Origin of the sequence: Parapedobacter deserti (assembly GCF_042646065.1) — a bacterium.
GTDB lineage: Bacteria > Bacteroidota > Bacteroidia > Sphingobacteriales > Sphingobacteriaceae > Parapedobacter > Parapedobacter deserti.
In genome coordinates this window covers 687,250-705,336 of the sequence record NZ_JBHRTA010000038.1, presented here as the reverse complement: position 1 = coordinate 705,336, position 18,087 = coordinate 687,250, and the positions used below count along the sequence as shown (strand labels likewise).

15 protein-coding genes are annotated in these 18,087 nt (G+C 47.7%); 6 read left to right on the top strand and 9 right to left on the bottom strand.

Going from position 1 to position 18,087, the window contains the following annotated elements:
- Positions 1–106: 106 nt before the first annotated feature.
- Complete coding sequence (locus ACFOET_RS15625) at positions 107–3,292, top strand: ligand-binding sensor domain-containing protein (RefSeq protein ID WP_379024331.1); 3,186 nt, start codon at positions 107–109, stop codon at positions 3,290–3,292.
- Complete coding sequence (locus tag ACFOET_RS15620) at positions 3,267–4,055, top strand: response regulator transcription factor (RefSeq protein ID WP_379024329.1); 789 nt, start codon at positions 3,267–3,269, stop codon at positions 4,053–4,055. The genes ACFOET_RS15625 and ACFOET_RS15620 overlap by 26 nt, the downstream gene beginning before the upstream one ends.
- A gap of 19 nt (positions 4,056–4,074) precedes the next feature.
- On the opposite strand, the gene ACFOET_RS15615 is transcribed toward ACFOET_RS15620, so the two are convergent.
- On the bottom strand, positions 4,075–5,949 hold the full coding sequence (locus tag ACFOET_RS15615; protein ID WP_379024327.1) for a glycoside hydrolase family 2 protein: 1,875 nt from the start codon (positions 5,947–5,949) through the stop codon (positions 4,075–4,077).
- Between the two features lie 267 nt (positions 5,950–6,216).
- Between ACFOET_RS15615 and ACFOET_RS15610 the strand changes: the two genes are divergently transcribed.
- The 3 genes from ACFOET_RS15610 (at position 6,217) to ACFOET_RS15600 (ending at position 9,048) form a co-directional block, all read left to right on the top strand.
- Entirely contained in the window at positions 6,217–6,555 is a 339-nt protein-coding gene (locus tag ACFOET_RS15610; protein WP_379024325.1) for a hypothetical protein, read from the top strand.
- A gap of 166 nt (positions 6,556–6,721) precedes the next feature.
- Complete coding sequence (locus ACFOET_RS15605; RefSeq protein WP_379024323.1) at positions 6,722–8,371, top strand: SulP family inorganic anion transporter; 1,650 nt, start codon at positions 6,722–6,724, stop codon at positions 8,369–8,371.
- Positions 8,372–8,382: 11 nt separating this feature from the next.
- Positions 8,383–9,048: a carbonic anhydrase gene (locus tag ACFOET_RS15600; protein WP_379024321.1), complete on the top strand. Its 666-nt coding sequence runs from the start codon at positions 8,383–8,385 to the stop codon at positions 9,046–9,048.
- A 55-nt stretch (positions 9,049–9,103) separates the two neighbouring features.
- On the opposite strand, the gene pruA is transcribed toward ACFOET_RS15600, so the two are convergent.
- Positions 9,104–10,738: an L-glutamate gamma-semialdehyde dehydrogenase gene (pruA, locus tag ACFOET_RS15595; protein WP_379024319.1), complete on the bottom strand. Its 1,635-nt coding sequence runs from the start codon at positions 10,736–10,738 to the stop codon at positions 9,104–9,106.
- A gap of 215 nt (positions 10,739–10,953) precedes the next feature.
- Between pruA and ACFOET_RS15590 the strand changes: the two genes are divergently transcribed.
- Complete coding sequence (locus tag ACFOET_RS15590) at positions 10,954–12,093, top strand: lipase family protein (protein ID WP_379024317.1); 1,140 nt, start codon at positions 10,954–10,956, stop codon at positions 12,091–12,093.
- A 742-nt stretch (positions 12,094–12,835) separates the two neighbouring features.
- Here the strand turns inward: ACFOET_RS15590 and vapC are convergent.
- The 7 genes from vapC to ACFOET_RS15555 all read right to left on the bottom strand — a co-directional run bounded on the left by vapC (position 12,836) and on the right by ACFOET_RS15555 (position 18,030).
- Positions 12,836–13,240 (bottom strand): type II toxin-antitoxin system VapC family toxin, encoded by a 405-nt coding sequence (gene vapC, locus ACFOET_RS15585; RefSeq protein ID WP_379024315.1) that lies wholly within the window; start codon positions 13,238–13,240, stop codon positions 12,836–12,838.
- Complete coding sequence (locus ACFOET_RS15580) at positions 13,237–13,428, bottom strand: type II toxin-antitoxin system VapB family antitoxin (protein WP_079718164.1); 192 nt, start codon at positions 13,426–13,428, stop codon at positions 13,237–13,239. The genes vapC and ACFOET_RS15580 overlap by 4 nt, the downstream gene beginning before the upstream one ends.
- Before the next feature lie 573 nt (positions 13,429–14,001).
- Positions 14,002–14,292, bottom strand: coding sequence for a hypothetical protein (locus ACFOET_RS15575; RefSeq protein ID WP_379024313.1), 291 nt, complete (start codon positions 14,290–14,292; stop codon positions 14,002–14,004).
- A gap of 9 nt (positions 14,293–14,301) precedes the next feature.
- Positions 14,302–14,559 (bottom strand): hypothetical protein, encoded by a 258-nt coding sequence (locus ACFOET_RS15570; RefSeq protein ID WP_379024311.1) that lies wholly within the window; start codon positions 14,557–14,559, stop codon positions 14,302–14,304.
- A gap of 1,350 nt (positions 14,560–15,909) precedes the next feature.
- The gene (locus ACFOET_RS15565; protein ID WP_379024309.1) at positions 15,910–17,004 is read right to left on the bottom strand and encodes a hypothetical protein; all 1,095 of its coding nucleotides are present in this window, start codon (positions 17,002–17,004) and stop codon (positions 15,910–15,912) included.
- 2 nt (positions 17,005–17,006) lie between these two features.
- Positions 17,007–17,825 carry a sigma factor-like helix-turn-helix DNA-binding protein gene (locus ACFOET_RS15560; protein WP_379024307.1) on the bottom strand — a complete coding sequence of 273 codons (819 nt, stop codon included), beginning with the start codon at positions 17,823–17,825 and terminating at the stop codon, positions 17,007–17,009.
- Between the two features lie 16 nt (positions 17,826–17,841).
- On the bottom strand, positions 17,842–18,030 hold the full coding sequence (locus tag ACFOET_RS15555; protein ID WP_379024305.1) for a hypothetical protein: 189 nt from the start codon (positions 18,028–18,030) through the stop codon (positions 17,842–17,844).
- Between the last annotated feature and the right edge of the window lie 57 nt (positions 18,031–18,087).

Here is an 18,087-nt window from a genome sequence, read left to right as displayed (position 1 = left end):
AATAAGCAAACTGGATTAGGTTGGTTGACCGAATATAAAACAAATACTGCAAATTTGCGGATTTTACCGCTATATTTGGATAATAACCGCAGGGGCCTTGTTGCAGATGAAGTCGTATGTCTTGAAATATCTTTTGTGTGCGTGCGCATCCGTAAGCTCTGCTTTTGCCCAGCCTTTTTACTTCTCGCACTACCAGGTAGAGCAAGGGCTATCAAACAACGCTGTGTTATGCAGTGTGCAGGATGAGATGGGCTTTATGTGGTTTGGCACCAAGGATGGCCTTAACCGCTTCGATGGTTATTCATTTAAGGTATTTCATAGCGATCCGGACAACCTCAACGGATTGGGGAGTAACTTCGTCAGGGCACTGCTTGCCGACGATACCGGCCATATTTGGGTGGGCACCGACCAGGGCATCTACCTCTTCGATCCGAAATCGGAAACCTTTTCGCTGTTCCATCCGTCCATTACCAATGAAATACTTGACATTCAGTGTGATCGTGCTGGCAATATCTGGTTTATCGACAACCTCATGCTTTATCGGTATGCTGCGGCGACAGACCGATTAACACAGGTTTCCGATTTGCAGTCACCTGTAACATCTTTTGGCATAATGGCAACCGGAGAGGTCTGGTTAGGCACCATTCACGGCGAGCTGATTCATTACCATCCAATTGATGGCATACAGAGCAGGCATTCGTTGTTTGACCGATCGCCGCCGGTGGTTTCGCAATGGGTGGAAAAGATACATTGCAGCAATAACGGCTTCCTACTGGTGGGTACCACCAAACAGGGACTGAAAGCTTTCGATACGGTAACGGCGACATACCGGGATTTGGTGACCCAGGACGAATATGGATCGGACATCTTCGTGAGGGATATTATCGAAAACAGAGACGACGAATACTGGATCGCCACCGAATCGGGTATTTTCATTTATCAATATAGCTCGGGGCAGTACACCAACCTCCGAAAGCAACGTGGCAACCCCTGGGCATTGTCGGATAATGCAGTTTATACGCTGTGCAAAGACAGCGAACATAATATCTGGGCAGGCACATATTTCGGCGGGCTGAATCATTATGCACTAAATAATACGTTTTTCGAAAAATTTTTTCCGCTGGGTGATGGTACGAACACCATTTCAGGCAACGCCGTGAGGGAAATATGTGCTGACGGACGGGGCCATTTATGGATCGGCACGGAAGATGCCGGATTGAATAAAATGGATATTGCTAACGGTCGGATAATCAGCTACCACCCCACTGGGCATCAAGGCAGTCTTGCCTATTCAAATATCCATGGCCTGCTCATCACGGGTGACACACTCTGGGTAGGAACATTTGAACATGGGCTGGACCTTCTGGACATCAACACCGGAAAAGTCATCCGCCATTTCAATGCGGAAGGCAAAAAAGGCGCATTAAAAAATAACTTCATATTCAATATCTACCGGACCAGCCGAGGAGCAATATTACTGGCAACAGGCCAAGGGCTGTACGAATACGCAGGGGCAGGTAACGGCTTCCGTCTTGCTACCGGTTTTCCGGGTCACATCTTTTATACCACGCTGTTTGAGGACAGCCAAGGGACGATATGGGCAGGCACCTGGCGTGACGGGCTGTATTATTTCAACCCAAAGACGGGTGAAAAGGGGCTGTTTGTCCATCGTGCCGATGAACCGAGCAGTATCGGCAGTAATCGCGTGAACCGGATATTCGAAGACAGCAGTAGAACCATCTGGGTAGCCACCGAAGGCGGGCTATGCCGCCTGAATCCCGTCAACGACACCTTCAGGCGGTTTGGCACAGCACAGGGAATGCCAAGCAATCTGATATTGGCCATGCTCGAAGACGCCGATAACAAACTTTGGGTAACTACTTCCAAAGGGCTTGTACGCTTTGACATAGCAACGGAAGAAATCAAGGTGTTTACCCAAGCCAATGGACTATTGAGCGACCAGTTCAATTACAATTCGGCATACCAGGCACCCGACGGCACACTGTATTTCGGCAGCGTAAAAGGGCTGGTGCGATTCAATCCGGCCAACTACCGGGAAAGTAGTTTCCAGCCGCCGGTATATATTACGGGCATACAGGTGTATAACCGCGAACTGGAAATCAATAAAAAGGCATCGCCCCTGCGGCAATCCATCACATTCACCGACCATATAGAACTCAAACACAACCAGTCGTCTTTCAGCATCGACTTTGCCGCGTTGAGTTTCGTTTCGCCCCGCATGACGGAATATGCTTATAAGATGGAAGGGCTTGATAAGGAATGGACGCACATCCGCGCCAATCGAAAAGCCTACTTTACCAAGCTGCCACCCGGGGATTATGTATTCAGGGTAAATGTGGCGAACAGCTGGGGCGGTTTTAAAGGAAAAGAGACGAACCTTCGCATCACCGTACTTCCCCCCGTTTGGGCTAGCCTCCCGGCATACCTCCTGTATGGCCTACTGGTCCTCATAGCGACGTGGTATAGCATCAGAAGCTACCACCACAGGGTCAAGGAAAAAAACAAACGGAAGCTGGAACTGATCAGGCACCGTAAGGAGGAGGAACTATACCGGGCGAAGATCGATTTCTTTACGAACGTGACTCATGAAATCCGGACTCCGCTTACACTCATAAAAGCCCCGCTGGAAAAGGTGATGAAAAAGGCAGAAGAGCTGCCAACGGTAAAACGGCACCTGCAAACGATGGAACGCAATACCGAGCGGCTGCTGGAGTTGACCGACCAGTTGCTCGATTTCAGGAAAACCGAAGTAACCGGCTACCGATTGAACTTTATTCCGGTTTCCATCAATGAGCTGCTCGCGGAAAACTGCCGAAGTTTCAAGCTGGTAGCGTCACAGAAAAAGATCGGCCTTAAACTCGATCTGCCGGCTAAACCTTGCGTAGCGTTCGTCGACAAAGAAGCGGTGACACAGATCATCGGCAATCTGTTGACCAACGGGCTCAAATATGCCGAACGGACCATCTATGTCTCGCTAATGAAACAGACACCGGCCGACACCACTTTCACGGTGGTTGTTAAAAACGACGGCTACCTCATCCCCGCTGAGATGCGGGAAAAGATCTTCGAAACATTTGTCAGGCTAAAGGCAACGGGCAGCCAACAGGGCACAGGGCTGGGCCTTGCACTGGCCCGTTCACTGGCGCAATTGCATAACGGCACCTTGAGGCTGGGCGCGCCGGAAAACGGCATGAATGTATTTATATTGACCCTGCCCCTTGAACAACAACAAAACGGAACTCAAAATGGAACAGATATCTCCGAAAGCTGAAAGACCGACGATATTGGTCGTGGATGACCACCGGGAATTACTGGAATTCATTGCAGATGACCTCAGCGACGACTATGACGTGCTAACTGCTGAAAATGGGCACCGCGCCATCGAAGCGCTAGCCGGCCATCCAGTACAGCTTGTCGTCAGCGATGTAATGATGCCCGAGATGGACGGCTATGAGCTGTGCAGGCTCATCAAGTCGGACGTGGAGCATAGCCATATCCCCGTGATTCTGCTGACCGCTAAAAACACGCTCCAATCAAAAATACGGGGCTTAGAGCAAGGTGCGGACGCCTATATTGAAAAGCCTTTTTCGCCAGCGTACCTGCAAGCACAGATCAATAGCCTCTTGTCAAACCGGGACAAAGTCCGTGCATATTTTGCGAGTTCGCCGCTGGCCCATATCAAAACCATGGCGCACACCAAAGCAGACGAACGCTTTCTCGAAAGGCTGAATGAGGTGATCCACGATCACCTTGCAGAGACGAGTTTCGATGTAGAGCACCTCGCCGATAAGATGAATATGAGCCGTCCTACGCTGTACCGCAAAATTAAAGCAATATCAGACCTGACGCCTAATGACCTGATCAACGTGGCGCGTCTAAAAAAAGCAGCCCAATTGCTGAGTGTGGGCAACTACAAAATTTATGAGGTATCGGACATGGTGGGGTACAGCTCGCAGACCCATTTCGGCAGAAATTTCCAGAAGCAATTTGGTATGTCTCCAAGCGAATACATGGCGCAAAATAAGGGGGCTTGACACCCCCTTATAATGTTTGTTAATCCACGCTGGTTTGGTAGAGCGCCTGGTGCCACGCATTCAGTTCTTCTTCTGGCATTTTTACCACCTTACGGTCATAAGTCATCAGACCATTGGTTTCCACTTCCACATCAGTGGTTTGAGTATAAACGGCAGCCGACAATCCCAGCGGTATAAGCCGAGCCAAATCGTTCACTAAGCCTTGGTAGCGGCGTTTCAGCTCATCTACACTCTTAAAGCTCTGGTATCCCCAATTGTCTTTATTTTGCCAGGTATGCCCCTCTACCGGTAGTCCCAGCCCCCCGAACTCGCCCAGCGTCAGTATCTGCTTATCGCCGAACAGTTCGGGCCGTGGCATCACAGCATCCGGATAGTTGTGGATATCCATGATGTGCCCTGTGGGAAAGAAGTTGCCCCCGCTTGCGCTGTTTACTAACCGCGAAGGATCGTAGTCGACGGTCCACTCGGTGATTTCTTTCGTCTTGAATTGCCCCCACGCCTCATTGAAAGGCACCCATACGACGATGCTTGGAAAATTGTGCAGCGCATCCATGATGGCTTTCCATTCCTTGCGGAAAATGGCTTCTGATTCGGCGCTTCGGTCCTTGTCATGCTTGCGCCCCGAAGTGATGCCGGGCCGCATATCCCAATGATTGCCCCCAAGATCGCCACTGGGCATATCCTGCCACACCAGCAGCCCCAGCTGGTCGCAATGATAATACCACCGCGCGGGTTCCACTTTGATATGTTTACGGATCATGTTGAAGCCCATTTCCTTCGTTTTCTCCACATCGAAGCGCAGGGCTTCGTCTGTAGGCGCTGTATATAGGCCATCGGGCCACCACCCTTGATCCAGCGGGCCGTATTGGAATACAAACTCATTGTTGAGGAGCATTCGTTGTATGCCTTTGGCATCTTTCTCCATGGAGATCTTGCGCATTGCGAAATACGAAGACACCTCGTCGACCACTTTCCCCTTGCGCATCACCGAAACCTTGAGGTCGTAAAGAAACGGATTCGACGGTGACCACAATTCAGCGTCGTCGATTGTTAGCAATACGTTTGTGCCGACAGCCGCTGTTTCTTCAGCGATTTTTTCCCGCCCTTTCCACGCAGAAACCCGCAATTGGTCGCCTTCCTTGGCGGCTTCCACTGAGGCCTGTACGAGCAGGCGCCGCTGATCGATGTCCGGGGTATGCTTTGTGGCTGCAAGGTAAGTTTCAGGCACGCCTTCCAGCCATACCGTCTGCCAGATGCCGGTCACGGGGGTATACCAGATGCCATGCGGATTTACTACCTGCTTGCCATTGGGCTGAGGGCCCTCGTTGGTGGGATCCCACACGCCCACCACAATCTCCTGGTTGGTGCCTTTGGCTAAGTAAGGAGTAATGTCGATGGAAAACGGGTCGAAACCGCCCTTGTGAGATCCCGCCTTCTGGCCATTCACATGGACCTCGCACTGCCAGTCGACAGCTCCGAAATGAAGCAATAAGCGTTGCTTGCGTATCGCCTTATCAACGGCTACTGTCCTGCGATACCATAATGAGCTATCCTTCCCGACGGTTCTACCCACGCCGGAAAGCGCCGACTCCACAGCATAGGGCACAAGTATTTGCCCTTCGTAGTCTGATGGTGCAGTTCCGAGTTTGCCCGGCACAATGGCGTATTCCCACAAGCCATTGAGGTTTTGCCAGCCATCACGCACCAAGTGTGGCCGCGGATACTCAGGAAGCGGCTTTGCCGGATCCATATTTTCAACCCACGACGACCTGATCTTGTCGCCAACCGGCTGCCAATCAGCCTTGGCTTGCTGCTGCGCGGTAAGCTGTCCGGTTTGCATACACGCCAAACCCAGCAATAATAACACATGCTTCATGTTCTTTGGTTTTTTCATAAAGAGTTAACGCTTAAAGTGATTGAAATTGTATGTACTATTTGTATGTACCTATTGGCAATCTTCACTGACGAATATATGGACAAAATTCACAGTTTCTGTTTCATAGTTTTTACTTACCACCCATACCGCGACGTCTACAATCATAAAAATGTCAATTTGTTAACATAACGTTATATTAGGAACACCTTTTGTAACATTTTTGGCAAATAGTTACAATTTTCAACTGTTTTTTATTTATTTTGCTTCAGCAGTCAAGATACAGGCATGTCAACTAAAGAAACGAGGGAAATATTTGCAAAATTGTTTTTTGCCATCTTCTTTGCGAAGATGTTCATTTCCGTTGCGCCTGTCTTTGGTCATCAATTTGACCGAGATGCGTTGCTACAGGTCGTGCTGCAGCTCGAAATCGAAAATAACAACGGCAAATCCGGCGGCAGTGATCAGGTCAAGGATATCTTTGCCAAGGATTACTCTAAGTCGACCGCATATTTCGGTCTTCAGCCACCTACTCATCGTATTATCCAGTTGAATTTCATTGCGGACGATGCACGGCATATCCGCGCATTTTATCCAGCTGTACCTACCCCCCCTCCTAACTGTTAATAACGTGATCTATTGTCCGATGGGATTTCTCATCGGAAGTGGAAATTAATCGACGTTTGAGTGCTGTTCTCGCGTGTCCGAAAGTATTCAGGAACACTGCCTGGAGCAAGTATATGCCGTGGTTAATGAATCAACTAATTCAATACAGTTTATAACAGTTATCCATATGTTTGGTACACGTACATCCGCTTTTTTTAAGTTATCGAAGCGGGATTTAAAATATGATTTTCCGGCAAGTATAGTAGTTTTCCTCGTTGCTCTGCCGTTGTGTTTGGGAATTGCGATGGCCTCGGGTGCTCCACTGTTCGCAGGATTATTGACCGGCATTATCGGCGGTATCGTCGTAGCTTCGTTTAGCGGTTCTCAGCTGAGTGTCAGCGGGCCAGCTGCGGGATTGACCGTCATTGTATTAGGTGCAATCGAGCAGTTGGGTGCCTATGAAACATTCCTGCTGGCCGTAGTGGTTGCGGGACTGATGCAATTGGTCCTCGGTGTCATCAAGGCGGGAATGATCGGCAACTATTTCCCATCAGCGGTCATTATCGGGATGCTCGCCGGTATCGGTGTGATCATCATACTGAAGCAGCTGCCGCATGCGGTCGGCTACGATGCGGCCTATTTCGGTGAGGAAAGCTTTTTGCAGCAAAACCAGGAGAATACATTTTCTGCACTGCAGAACGCGCTCGGCGCGATCAACTATGGAGCTACCATTATCTGTCTCCTTTCCTTGGCGATACTGATCCTGTGGCCAAAGTTTAAGAAACTGAAAGTGGTCCCCGCACCTTTGGTCGTGGTCTTTTTAGCGGTAGGTTTGAGCCGGGCTTTTGAAGGCACAGCGCTTGCGCTGAGTGCCGATCACCTGGTATTGATCCCAGTCGTACAATCGTTCGGCGAGTTTTTGGGACTGTTCACATTTCCAGACTTCACCCAGATCTTGAATAAGGATGTCTGGATCATAGCAGCTACCCTTGCGATCATCGCCAGTCTGGAAACATTGCTGAGTCTCGAGGCTGTCGACAAAATCGACCCCTTCAAGCGGGTATCGCCGACAAACCGCGAGCTTTTCGCCCAGGGCATTGGTAATACCACGAGTGGCTTATTGGGCGGTATCCCGATGACTGCGGTCATCGTGCGATCGTCGGCAAACGTCAATGCTGGAGGCCGTACAAGGCAGAGCGCCATTTTGCACGGCATCTGGCTTTTGCTGGCCGTAGTGACCATCCCGCAAATCATCAACCTCATACCGCTCGCTTGTTTGGCGGCAATCCTGCTACACACCGGCTATAAATTGGCGAATCCGGCCTCGTTCAAAAGAATGTGGCACAAAGGATTCGACCAGTTCATCCCCTTCGTTGTGACGATTTTAGCAGTGGTCTTCACTGACCTGCTCACCGGTGTCGGAATTGGGCTATTGGTTGCGATGTTTTACATCCTCAAAAACAACCTCACCAATGCGTTTGAATACGAGATTGTGGAAAACGAGGATGGAGCCAAAATAACGTTTACCTTAGCGGAAGAAGTAACATTCTTGAACAAAGCGGCGATACAGAAAGCACTTTACGACCTGCCAAAGCGTATCAATGAGATCGTCATCGACGGCTCACATAGCCGCTTTATCGACAAAGATGTCATCGAGGTGATCAAGGATTTCGAACAAAATGCCGTAGCCAAAGGAAAAAGCATTGAGTTGGTAGGCATTGTGAATAGGAAGAATGTACCGAACATTAAACGCTTTACGCAAAACATTCTTAAAAATGATGCGTTGAACAAAAAAGCGACTAAACAAACATCTGAAACCATAGAACTAGAAAAATAAACTAATATCTTATGTACAAGAAACAATTAGAAAACCCTGTGTTAAAAGCTGGCTTTGAGAAAATATTAGAAGGAAACAAAGAATGGATGAAACTGGTATCCGAGGACACCACTGGCAGGTACCAGCAACTTGCCAAAGGGCAGAGCCCGGAGATCTTATGGATCGGCTGTGCCGACAGCCGCGTACCGGCCAACCAAATCACCAATACCTTGCCGGGTGAAGTGTTTGTTCACCGGAATATCGCCAACATGTGCGTACACTCGGACATGAACATGCTCAGTGTATTAGACTACGCAGTCAACGTACTGAAGGTCAAACATGTGATCGTAGCTGGACACTATGGATGTGGAGGCGTGGCTGCTTCCTTAAGCCGCAAACAATTCGGCATCATCGACAACTGGTTGTGCCACATCAAGGATGTATACAGGTTTCATAGCGAGGAAATTGATGCTATCGAAGACGAGGAGCAAAAAGTGAATCGCTTGGTGGAACTCAACGTGGCCGAGCAAGTATTTAACCTATGCACCACCTCCATCATACAAAATGCATGGAAAGAACGCGATGATCTCGCTGTGCATGGGGTAGTGATCGATATTGCAACGGGCAAGATCGTTAATTTGGATATCGCCGCTACAAAAAGCGAAGACCTGGGTAAAGAAGTATTTGCATACGCATAATTTTTGCCTATTTAATCAATAAGAAAGGGCATCCGTCAGTGGATGCCCTTTCCTTTTAATCCTGTTCCAGAAACGGATAACGGTAATCCTTGGGCGGATCGAACGTTTCCTTGATGGTTCGGGGCGACACCCATCGCAGCAGGTTGATCATCGAACCCGCTTTGTCATTTGTGCCTGAGCCTCGCGCGCCGCCGAATGGCTGCTGGCCTACCACCGCACCCGTGCATTTGTCATTGATATAAAAGTTGCCCGCAGCATTGCGCAGTGCATAGGTGGCCTGGGTGATGGCGTAGCGGTCCTGCGAAATTATAGCACCTGTCAGTGCGTAGATCGACGTCTTGTCTATCACATCCAGCATTTCCGTCCACTGACCATCATCATATACATATATCGTTAGAACCGGACCAAACAATTCCTCGCACATCGTCACATAATCCGGACGATTGGCAACGATGACCGTTGGATGGATAAAATAGCCTTCTGACTTATCATAGTCGCCACCTACAATGATTTCAACGTCGTCGTCCTGTTTCGCTGCGTCAATGTATTTTGCCAGCTTGTCGAATGACTTTTCATCGATTACTGCATTGATAAAATTGCTAAAATCGTCAACCGGGCCGATCTTGAACGACTTAATGTCCTGCACGATCAACTCTTTCAGCTCCGGCCAAAGCGACTTGGGGATATACACACGGGATGCCGCAGAACACTTCTGGCCCTGATATTCAAATGCGCCGCGGACAATAGCTGTAGCGGAGGCCTTGATGTCCGCCGACGGATGTACCAGAATGAAGTCCTTACCTCCGGTTTCGCCGACGATACGGGGATAAGATTTGTACCGGTGGATGTTATTGCCGATGGTTTTCCAAATATGCTGAAAAACCCCTGTCGAGCCGGTGAAGTGTATCCCCGCAAAGTCCGGGTGGTTGAAGATGACGTCGCCCGCTGTCGGACCATCAACGTATACCAGGTTGATCACACCATCCGGCACACCTGCCTCCCTGAACACTTCCATCAGTACGTGTGCCGAGTAGATCTGTGTATTAGCGGGCTTCCACACCACTACATTGCCCATCATCGCGGCCGACGTTGGTAGATTGCCCGCTATTGCGGTAAAGTTGAACGGTGTAAGCGCGAACACGAACCCCTCCAGTGGTCGCTGCTCCACCCGGTTCCAGTTACCTGGTGGAGACACTGGAGGCTGTTGCTCGTAGATCTCACACATGTATTTGACATTGAAGCGCAGAAAATCCACGATTTCACAAGCCGAATCGATCTCCGCCTGAAATGCATTCTTCGATTGCCCCAGCATGGTGGCGGCGTTGAGCCGGTAACGGTATGGCCCAGCGATTAAATCGGCTGCTTTCAGAAATATTGCTGCCCGCTGCTCCCAAGGCAAGCCTTCCCATGCTTCCTTTGCTGCCAAAGCCGCACCGATGGCATCTTCTACATGGCTCGCATCTCCCTCGTGGTAGTAGCCCAGTACATGCTTATGCTTATGCGGCGGGCGAATCGTGACCTTTTTGTCCGTACGCACCTCCTCCCCTCCGATATACATCGGTATATCCCGCTGCTGCTCGAGTGCTGTTTGAAGTGCCTGTTGGAGCAGCTTGCGCTCCTTGCTGCCGGGGGCATATGACAACACCGGCTCATTCACCGGTTGGGGAACGTTGAAAAATCCTTTTAACATGCTAATAACTTTTTGGTATCAAGTTGCAAAGCTACCAAAACCTGCCCTGCCCTGCAATTAATTGGCGGTAAAACAGCAGCATGTAACTGAAAAGATTGACAGCGTCAGCTATCCCGTGCTGTGACGGAATTTGGTCGCATAGCTTATCAAGGAAATACCGTGCCGAAATAAACATTGGTTGCATTACACGGTTGTACAAATAAAGACATAAGTGTATGAAACATGTTATTGCTTTGGCTGTATGGCATTTATTCTGGGTTTCGGTATCTTCCGCCCAATCTGGCACAAGCCATCACCTCCAGCCCGGATTTGACCCGCGGGAATGCGACGACCTGTTACAGTTGAATGCCGCTTTTCTGGATACAGTCAAAGGGAATCGGTTTGAGCACTTCCTATCGGGCTATCGCTTTGTCTATCGGTCTGAAAATGTCGGGCTGGACAACGCCTGGGACCTCTGGATAAGGACCGACTCAATTGTGGCAATCACGCTCAGGGGGACTACCGCAAACCCTAAATCTATACTTGCCGACTTTTTCTGCGCGATGTCGCCGGCACGGGGCCAATTGGTGTTATCGACAACAGATACCTTTAACTATCAGTTGGCAGCGCACGAAAAAGCCGCGGTGCATACCGGATTTTTGATTGGGTTTGGCTATACTGCCTTGGACATGCAGCCGAAAGTCGACTCATTATACCGCGCAGGCTATCGCAATTTTTTGGTCACCGGGCATAGTCAGGGCGGATCGCTCTGCTATTATGTAAGCGCGTGGTTGTACTATCTCGAAAAGAACGGCCGATATCCGGGACTTCGGGTGAAAACCTACGCAAGTGCAGCACCAAAGGTAGGCAATATGTATTTCGCGTACGACTATGACAATATTATGCGCTCGCAATGGGCGTTCAGTATCGTAAACACCGCCGACGCTGTTCCGGAAATGCCACTTACTACGCAACAGGTAGACGTAGACATGAATGAGCCGAACCCCATCCTCGCCCTCATGAAGCGCTTTGATGACCTACCCTTTTTCAAACGGATCGTATTGAAGCGTGCATTCAACCGCATGCGGAAGGCAGCGGCCAAATCGTCTGAAGCCTACCAGAGGTACCTCGGAGGTTACACGGGTAAGCTCATCCAAAACCTTGTGCCCGGGTTGGCCCTTCCGGAAACCGCCAACACCACCTACTTTGTCCGGCCGGGAGTACCCATAACCTTGGTTGTCAACGAATCATATTTCAACGAATTCCGGGGCCTTGCAAAACAAGGGCCTTATTATCATCACAACCCGAAAACCTACCGCTATCTGTTGAGGCAGTACTACCCAGGACTGACTGATTTAGAAAAAAACAATGACTAAACTGGCAAGAACCGAAAGCTCGCTTTTCATTCAAAATATCATTGATGCGTCTACTTTTGGAAAGGAGCACTTGCGGCTATTGCCGAAGCACGGATACTCATCAATTAATTCCGGAAATTCTATCTTTATTAAATACTTTAATTCCATTAACTTTTTTTGCGATGAAGGAATGGAAGGTTGAAATACGTTTCAGATTAGGGGTCTGTAACACCGGCTTTTTAGCATCGATTTGACATTTAATTGTATATACCCTTCAAATTGTGGTCAGTAATACCATTAATATTCTCATTAGAAGACTACAACCTTTTGTACATACCTTTCAAATTGGGACGGCAACAATATTTTATCCAAGGAAGAAAACCAATTTACATTACATAAACCTTTTTTTTTCGCAGTCGAGACTCTGTTTATAAAAGTATTCAGTGAGTGTCATCCTGACCGCACCCTACGGCTGTACAAGCAGCCTCTAAAATTCCAAATTGTGGTCTGTAACAACATTAAAAATGATTGTTAAACGCTAAGCGGGTTGTATATACCCTTCAAATTGAGATCAGTAACGCCTATCAATCGTTGATTGACACAGCAAATAGTTGTATATATCTTTCAAATTGTTTCGCTATAGACAAGTCTCAGCGTGTTGTACATAACTTTCAACTCGTAACCTTTTTCAATAAAAAGTATTCGGTGAGTGTCAACCCGATCTCACCCTGTGGCTGTAAAAGCAGCCGTCGCATTATCACACTTATTTCCACATTTCCAATTCGCTATAATTTGCAATTTTGCCAAAATCGCGATCCGAGTGGACAAGCGGAGTCGAAAACCAAATTGCATAATAAGCAATTAAGCAGTCGTTACTTTTACGAATAGTAACCCCTCGCTTTCGTAACGAGCGATATAAATCGGCCGCCCCAACGGCAGCTTCATAAGCTGGCAATTCTAATAATCGGAAATACGACAGTGTTTCTCTAACGTCAATATAGGTACTGTCTGTACGGATCCCTTGGAGAATTTCTTGTAGGATGGTTGGAGTAAGCAGCACCTCGTCATCAGCTAAAACATATTCTTCCAATAACCTCGCTTCGTGTGTTTCCTTTTTGTTGAGAAAATCAATCCAAACAGAGGTATCAAAAATTAACGGCTCATTCATAGACTGCGCATCTGCTCCAAATTGCCCTCCCACGTTCCCTTACCGCGGATAGACAATAGTTTCTTCCGCTTCAACGAGGCAACGTATTGTTTAAGCGCTTCGTGCACGACGTCCTTTTTTGTTTTCAGATTACTGATTTGTAGCGCTTGCTTAACCAGTTGGTCATCTAATTCAATGTTGGTACGCATAATCACTCATTTTATTATGTGTAAAGATACGAAATTTTATACACATCCAAAAATGAAGATCTCAATGGAACTCAATTAATGGACACGTCTTAAATTGGGTCCTGTAACACCCCATCATGCTTTTTGGCAAGGTAACCACTAGTTATATATACCTTTCAAATTGGGGTCTGTAACACCTGGAATGTCGAGCTCATATGTGAGTGGTTGTTGTATATACCTTTCAAATTGGGGTCAGAGACAACGCTACTCAAGGCTGGACTCGCATGGCACTAATTGTATCGTAATCCCGTTTTGCAAATCGCAAGTGGTCTTCGTACATACGTTCAATTTGGTGACAATAAAAGTTGATCTCTCATTCAGCATTGGGGTTTTGTATATACCTCGGCGCCAGAATTTCCGTTGCAGAATCCGCAGTATTTCGTGGGCTTTACAGTCGAGACTCTGTTGTTTATAAAAGTATTCAGTGAGTGTCGACCTGACCTCACCCTACGGCTGTACAAGCAGCCTCAAAGATTTCGAAGAACTTTGTAAGGCAGTTGCCTAAATGAATTTACACGAAAGCTTAAGCAACACCTAATCCCATAATGCCTCTTGCCGATTGTCAAACAAATACAGGAGTATAATTTTTGAATCAGTGACTTCGTAGACTAGGGACGTTTGTTTGGAAATGACACACCGTCTGTATTTCGGGTTTATCGGTATAGCCTGAAACAGATAGGGATAAGTCTGGATTTTTTCGACCACATCGTCAAGTTGATTCAGAAATCGATTGACATACCGATCGCCCCAATCGCGCTCGATTATCGACACTGTAGCTGATAAGGTTTCTTTGTAGGTTTCGGTATATTCGATTTTTTTAATCACGAACCGGTACTAACGACCTAATATTTCACGATGGGATTTAAACTTGTGCAATCGCCCTCCAACAACGTCTGCTTCCGCCCGCTGTAGCAACACCTGTTCTTTTTCACAGATTTCCTTCATAGGCTCTTGTGCATCGTAAGCAATATCCATAGCTTCCAAAATGGTCTTTATGGCTGCCCACTTTTTCTTGCTGTCAATATGTAAGGTCACCTGTGTCATACGAGTCACGTTTGGAACAAAGATACGCAATGAGGTGAGTTTTTTCAAAATACCTCTCAAATTAGAGTCTGTAACACCATAGCAAAGGCTATTAATGTCGATCCCTGGTTGTATATACCTTTTAAATTGGGGTCAGTAACACTAATATTTAAAGAAGTTACCCATTTCGCAGAGTTGCATATACCTTTCAAATTGTCGCCTGTAACAACTCAACTTATTGCCACGGTCTGAGAAATCACGTTATATATACCTTTCAAATTGTGGTCTGTAACACCCGGTCGGTGGCAAAGCCCAGTGGGTTAAACGTTGTAAATACCTTTCAAATTGTGGTCTGTAACACCACCGTTTTAAGCATAGAGAAAGGTATTACTGTTGTATATATCTTTCAAATTGGGGTCAGTAACACCTTAACAGGGCAACGGCATGCAGCACCCCGGGGGGTTGTAAATACCTTTCAAATTGGGGTCTGTAACACCGGGCCTACACGGAGACCCAGTTCTTGCACCGTTGTATATACCTTTCAAATTTGGTCTGCAACACCAAAAATGGATTGTATTCAAATAAAACTAATTGTATATACCTTTCAAATTGTGGTCAGTAACACCTCGGTATTTTTTTAGGCGCTTCAATTCCTCGTTGTGTATACCTTTCAAATTGTGGTCTGTAACACCTTGCCCAGATATTAAATGTTACACCCGAGTGTTGTATATACCTTTCAAATTAGGGTCACTAATAACTCTTCCTCCTATAATCAACCAGGGCTTCGGTTGTAAATACCTTTCAAATCGGTGTCTGTAACAACTTGTTGTAGAAGGGGAAACGAAAGCGGAGGGTTGTAGATACCTTTCAATCAGGGACTGCAACGATTGTGGACTTACTATAAAAAACTCGTTTTCATTTATATACCTTTCCAAAAGCAATATCAATTTGACACCCGAAAGGTTGTAGATACTCCAAAACTTCGAACGAGAGACGTCGTATTGTATAAATCTCTGAATAAGGTTCCACGAAGATTGACAATTGTATTTTCTTTAAGAACCCTTATATTTTCTCTAATTCAAAATTGCAAACGACTCGCCCTACTGGATTGCATACACATTAATTCTCTAATTCACCAGCAAATTTGCGAATTCGCATTAATAAAAGTATTCAGTGAGTGTCGACCTGACCTCACCCTGCGGCTGTACAAGCAGCCTCTAAGTATCTGTCTCTAATGGTACCTTGCTGCGTTGCACTCATTCGCAAAATGCTCATTTACCTTTAGTAGACTGCGCTTTTGCTTATTTCGCGCGCCTTGCCATCCACCATTATAGCTCAGCCACTAACTTTACTAATACGTCAAAGAACTTTATTCAGCAGTCAGCCATCGGGCCGACAGCCTATTTCCGATAGCCGCCACTACTCCTCAATCACATTAATCCCGGCCTTCTTCGCCTTGTAGGCAATCTTTTCCTTCAACCCGTAATAACTCCAATTGCGGAGCAAGAACTCCTCTTCCTTGGCCACCTCTTCCTTTTGCTGCTGGTTTACCAACAATAACGTACCCGCCTCAGACTTCACGCACAGGTCGATCAACCGTCGGCTATACAGGTGCAGCCGACTGTCCACGTACCGCTTTTCCTTCGCGTCCCAATCCTCCAGGCTTTTCAACTTACGCTGGCGGCCTTTTCCGGGGCGGTTGTATGTAGAACCCCGCTGCAGGCGGTGCCGCGCGGCCTGAATGGCGAGCCGACGGTGCAAAAATTCCTCCTTGTTGCCAATCTGGAACTGGGCCTTCCCTACTTTCACCACGATGGGGTGTTCGATGGAGAGCGACGCTTCGGCGATTACCGTATCTTTCAACCGGTGCTCGTCGCGCTCCATCTCAAAGGCCGCGAGCAGGTACAGTTTGCCCTTGTCGATTTTCAGCGAACTGGCGCAAAGCCTTAGCGTTCCGGCTACATGGCGCTGGATGAGTACCCGCTTGTCCGTTTTATCCTTGCCGAGGTAAGTCTTAAATGGAATTTTGAACAAGGTAAACCGGAATTCCCGATGCCTTTCATCCGCCACGAACTTCAGCAGCTTGCCCGAAAAGGGCAGTGGGATGCTACGCTTATAGTTTCGAAGGGACTTCTCCCCTTTCCAGTACGCGCTGCGCTCGGTACTGTAAACGCTTGTCAGCGAATTGTTCAGGTTGGAAAAGATATCCGAGGGCATCTTGCCCAGCAACTTGCTGGACAGCACGCGGTAGGTGGTGTTCATCCGCGAGGTATTCAGAATGCCCTCGGCATCCTTGGCACGGTCGACCAGCTTTACCTTTACCTCATCGGTAAAGTAAATCAGGTCTTTCACCCGGTCCTGTACATACAGGTTGGTGAAAATCAGATTGGCTGCCTGAAAGGCTAAAAATTGCCATTCATACAGCTGCTTGTAGTACGCATCCTTCTGCTCTTTATCAACGCAGTCTACATACACTTGTATTTTCCGTGTCAGGATGATGGTTTTCTTTTCCATGGTCAGGCCGATTGCTTTCCCTTTTTAATAACGGTATACGCTTGTATAAACAACGATTTCACTTTGGCGTCGTCCAGTTGCAGGGCCTCGGCAATTTCCTCGAAGGAATATTGCAGGTCATAACGCATTGCCAGCACCTGCGCTTGCTCCTCGGTGAGCATGCCCTCCGTAACCAGCGGCTTCGTCCGGGTGGCGCTGTTCAGCTTGGCCGTATCCGAAAGTGCGGCTTTCAGGTTAGCGATGCACTGCTCCACGCGTTGGGCTACTTCATAGTCCGAGATACCGCCGAGGTGGTAAGCGATGCGCTCGTAATTGAACCCATACCGCAGGCACAGCCGGATGAACAGTTGTTGCTGGTCGGTCAGGTTAGGCAACAAGCTTTTGATCAGCTCCAGTTGCCGCTGTTTTTCCACTTCCAACTGTTCGAGGTAGACGATATCCTCCTCCTGCTCTTCCTCCATTTCATAGCCCAGCATGAATTCCTGGAAATCCTCGATGCCATCCAGCCGCAGCATGCTACGGTGGAAACGATCGGTGGTCTTACCATAGTAGGCTGTGCCCGCTTCGCGAAGCTGTACACCCAGAAATTCGTGCAAGTGGTCTACATCTCTGATAATATCCCGCATAAGCCACAACCGCAGGAACGCCTCCTGCGCCATAGCGTGCGCCACAACATCATCTTTCACAAAACGCTCAGCCCGCCACGCGTAGTAATCATAGTATGCGTAGTAAAAGTAATTCAGCCCGGTTTCGTTGCCCGATTTATAGAATTGGAAATAACGCTCATTGTTCTTTTTGGTACGGTAGGTCAATGCGTGCATGGATAGTAAATTTTAATCAATCGTTAATGTTTAGTTCAGACTTCAGTTTCTTAATTACTTCGACACCTTTATAGTGTCCGTTTACGGTGTTGGTCAGTACTTCCCGGCTTACGCCGATTTTCTCGGCAATCTCTTTGATGGTCCGCCGGGATTTAACGATTTCGAGTTTTAGCGACAAATTTTGGGGATACCTCGCTTTCTTCATTTTTTATTACTTTTGTGAATACAAAAGCAAAGTTTGTGAATATTTTTCATATTTACA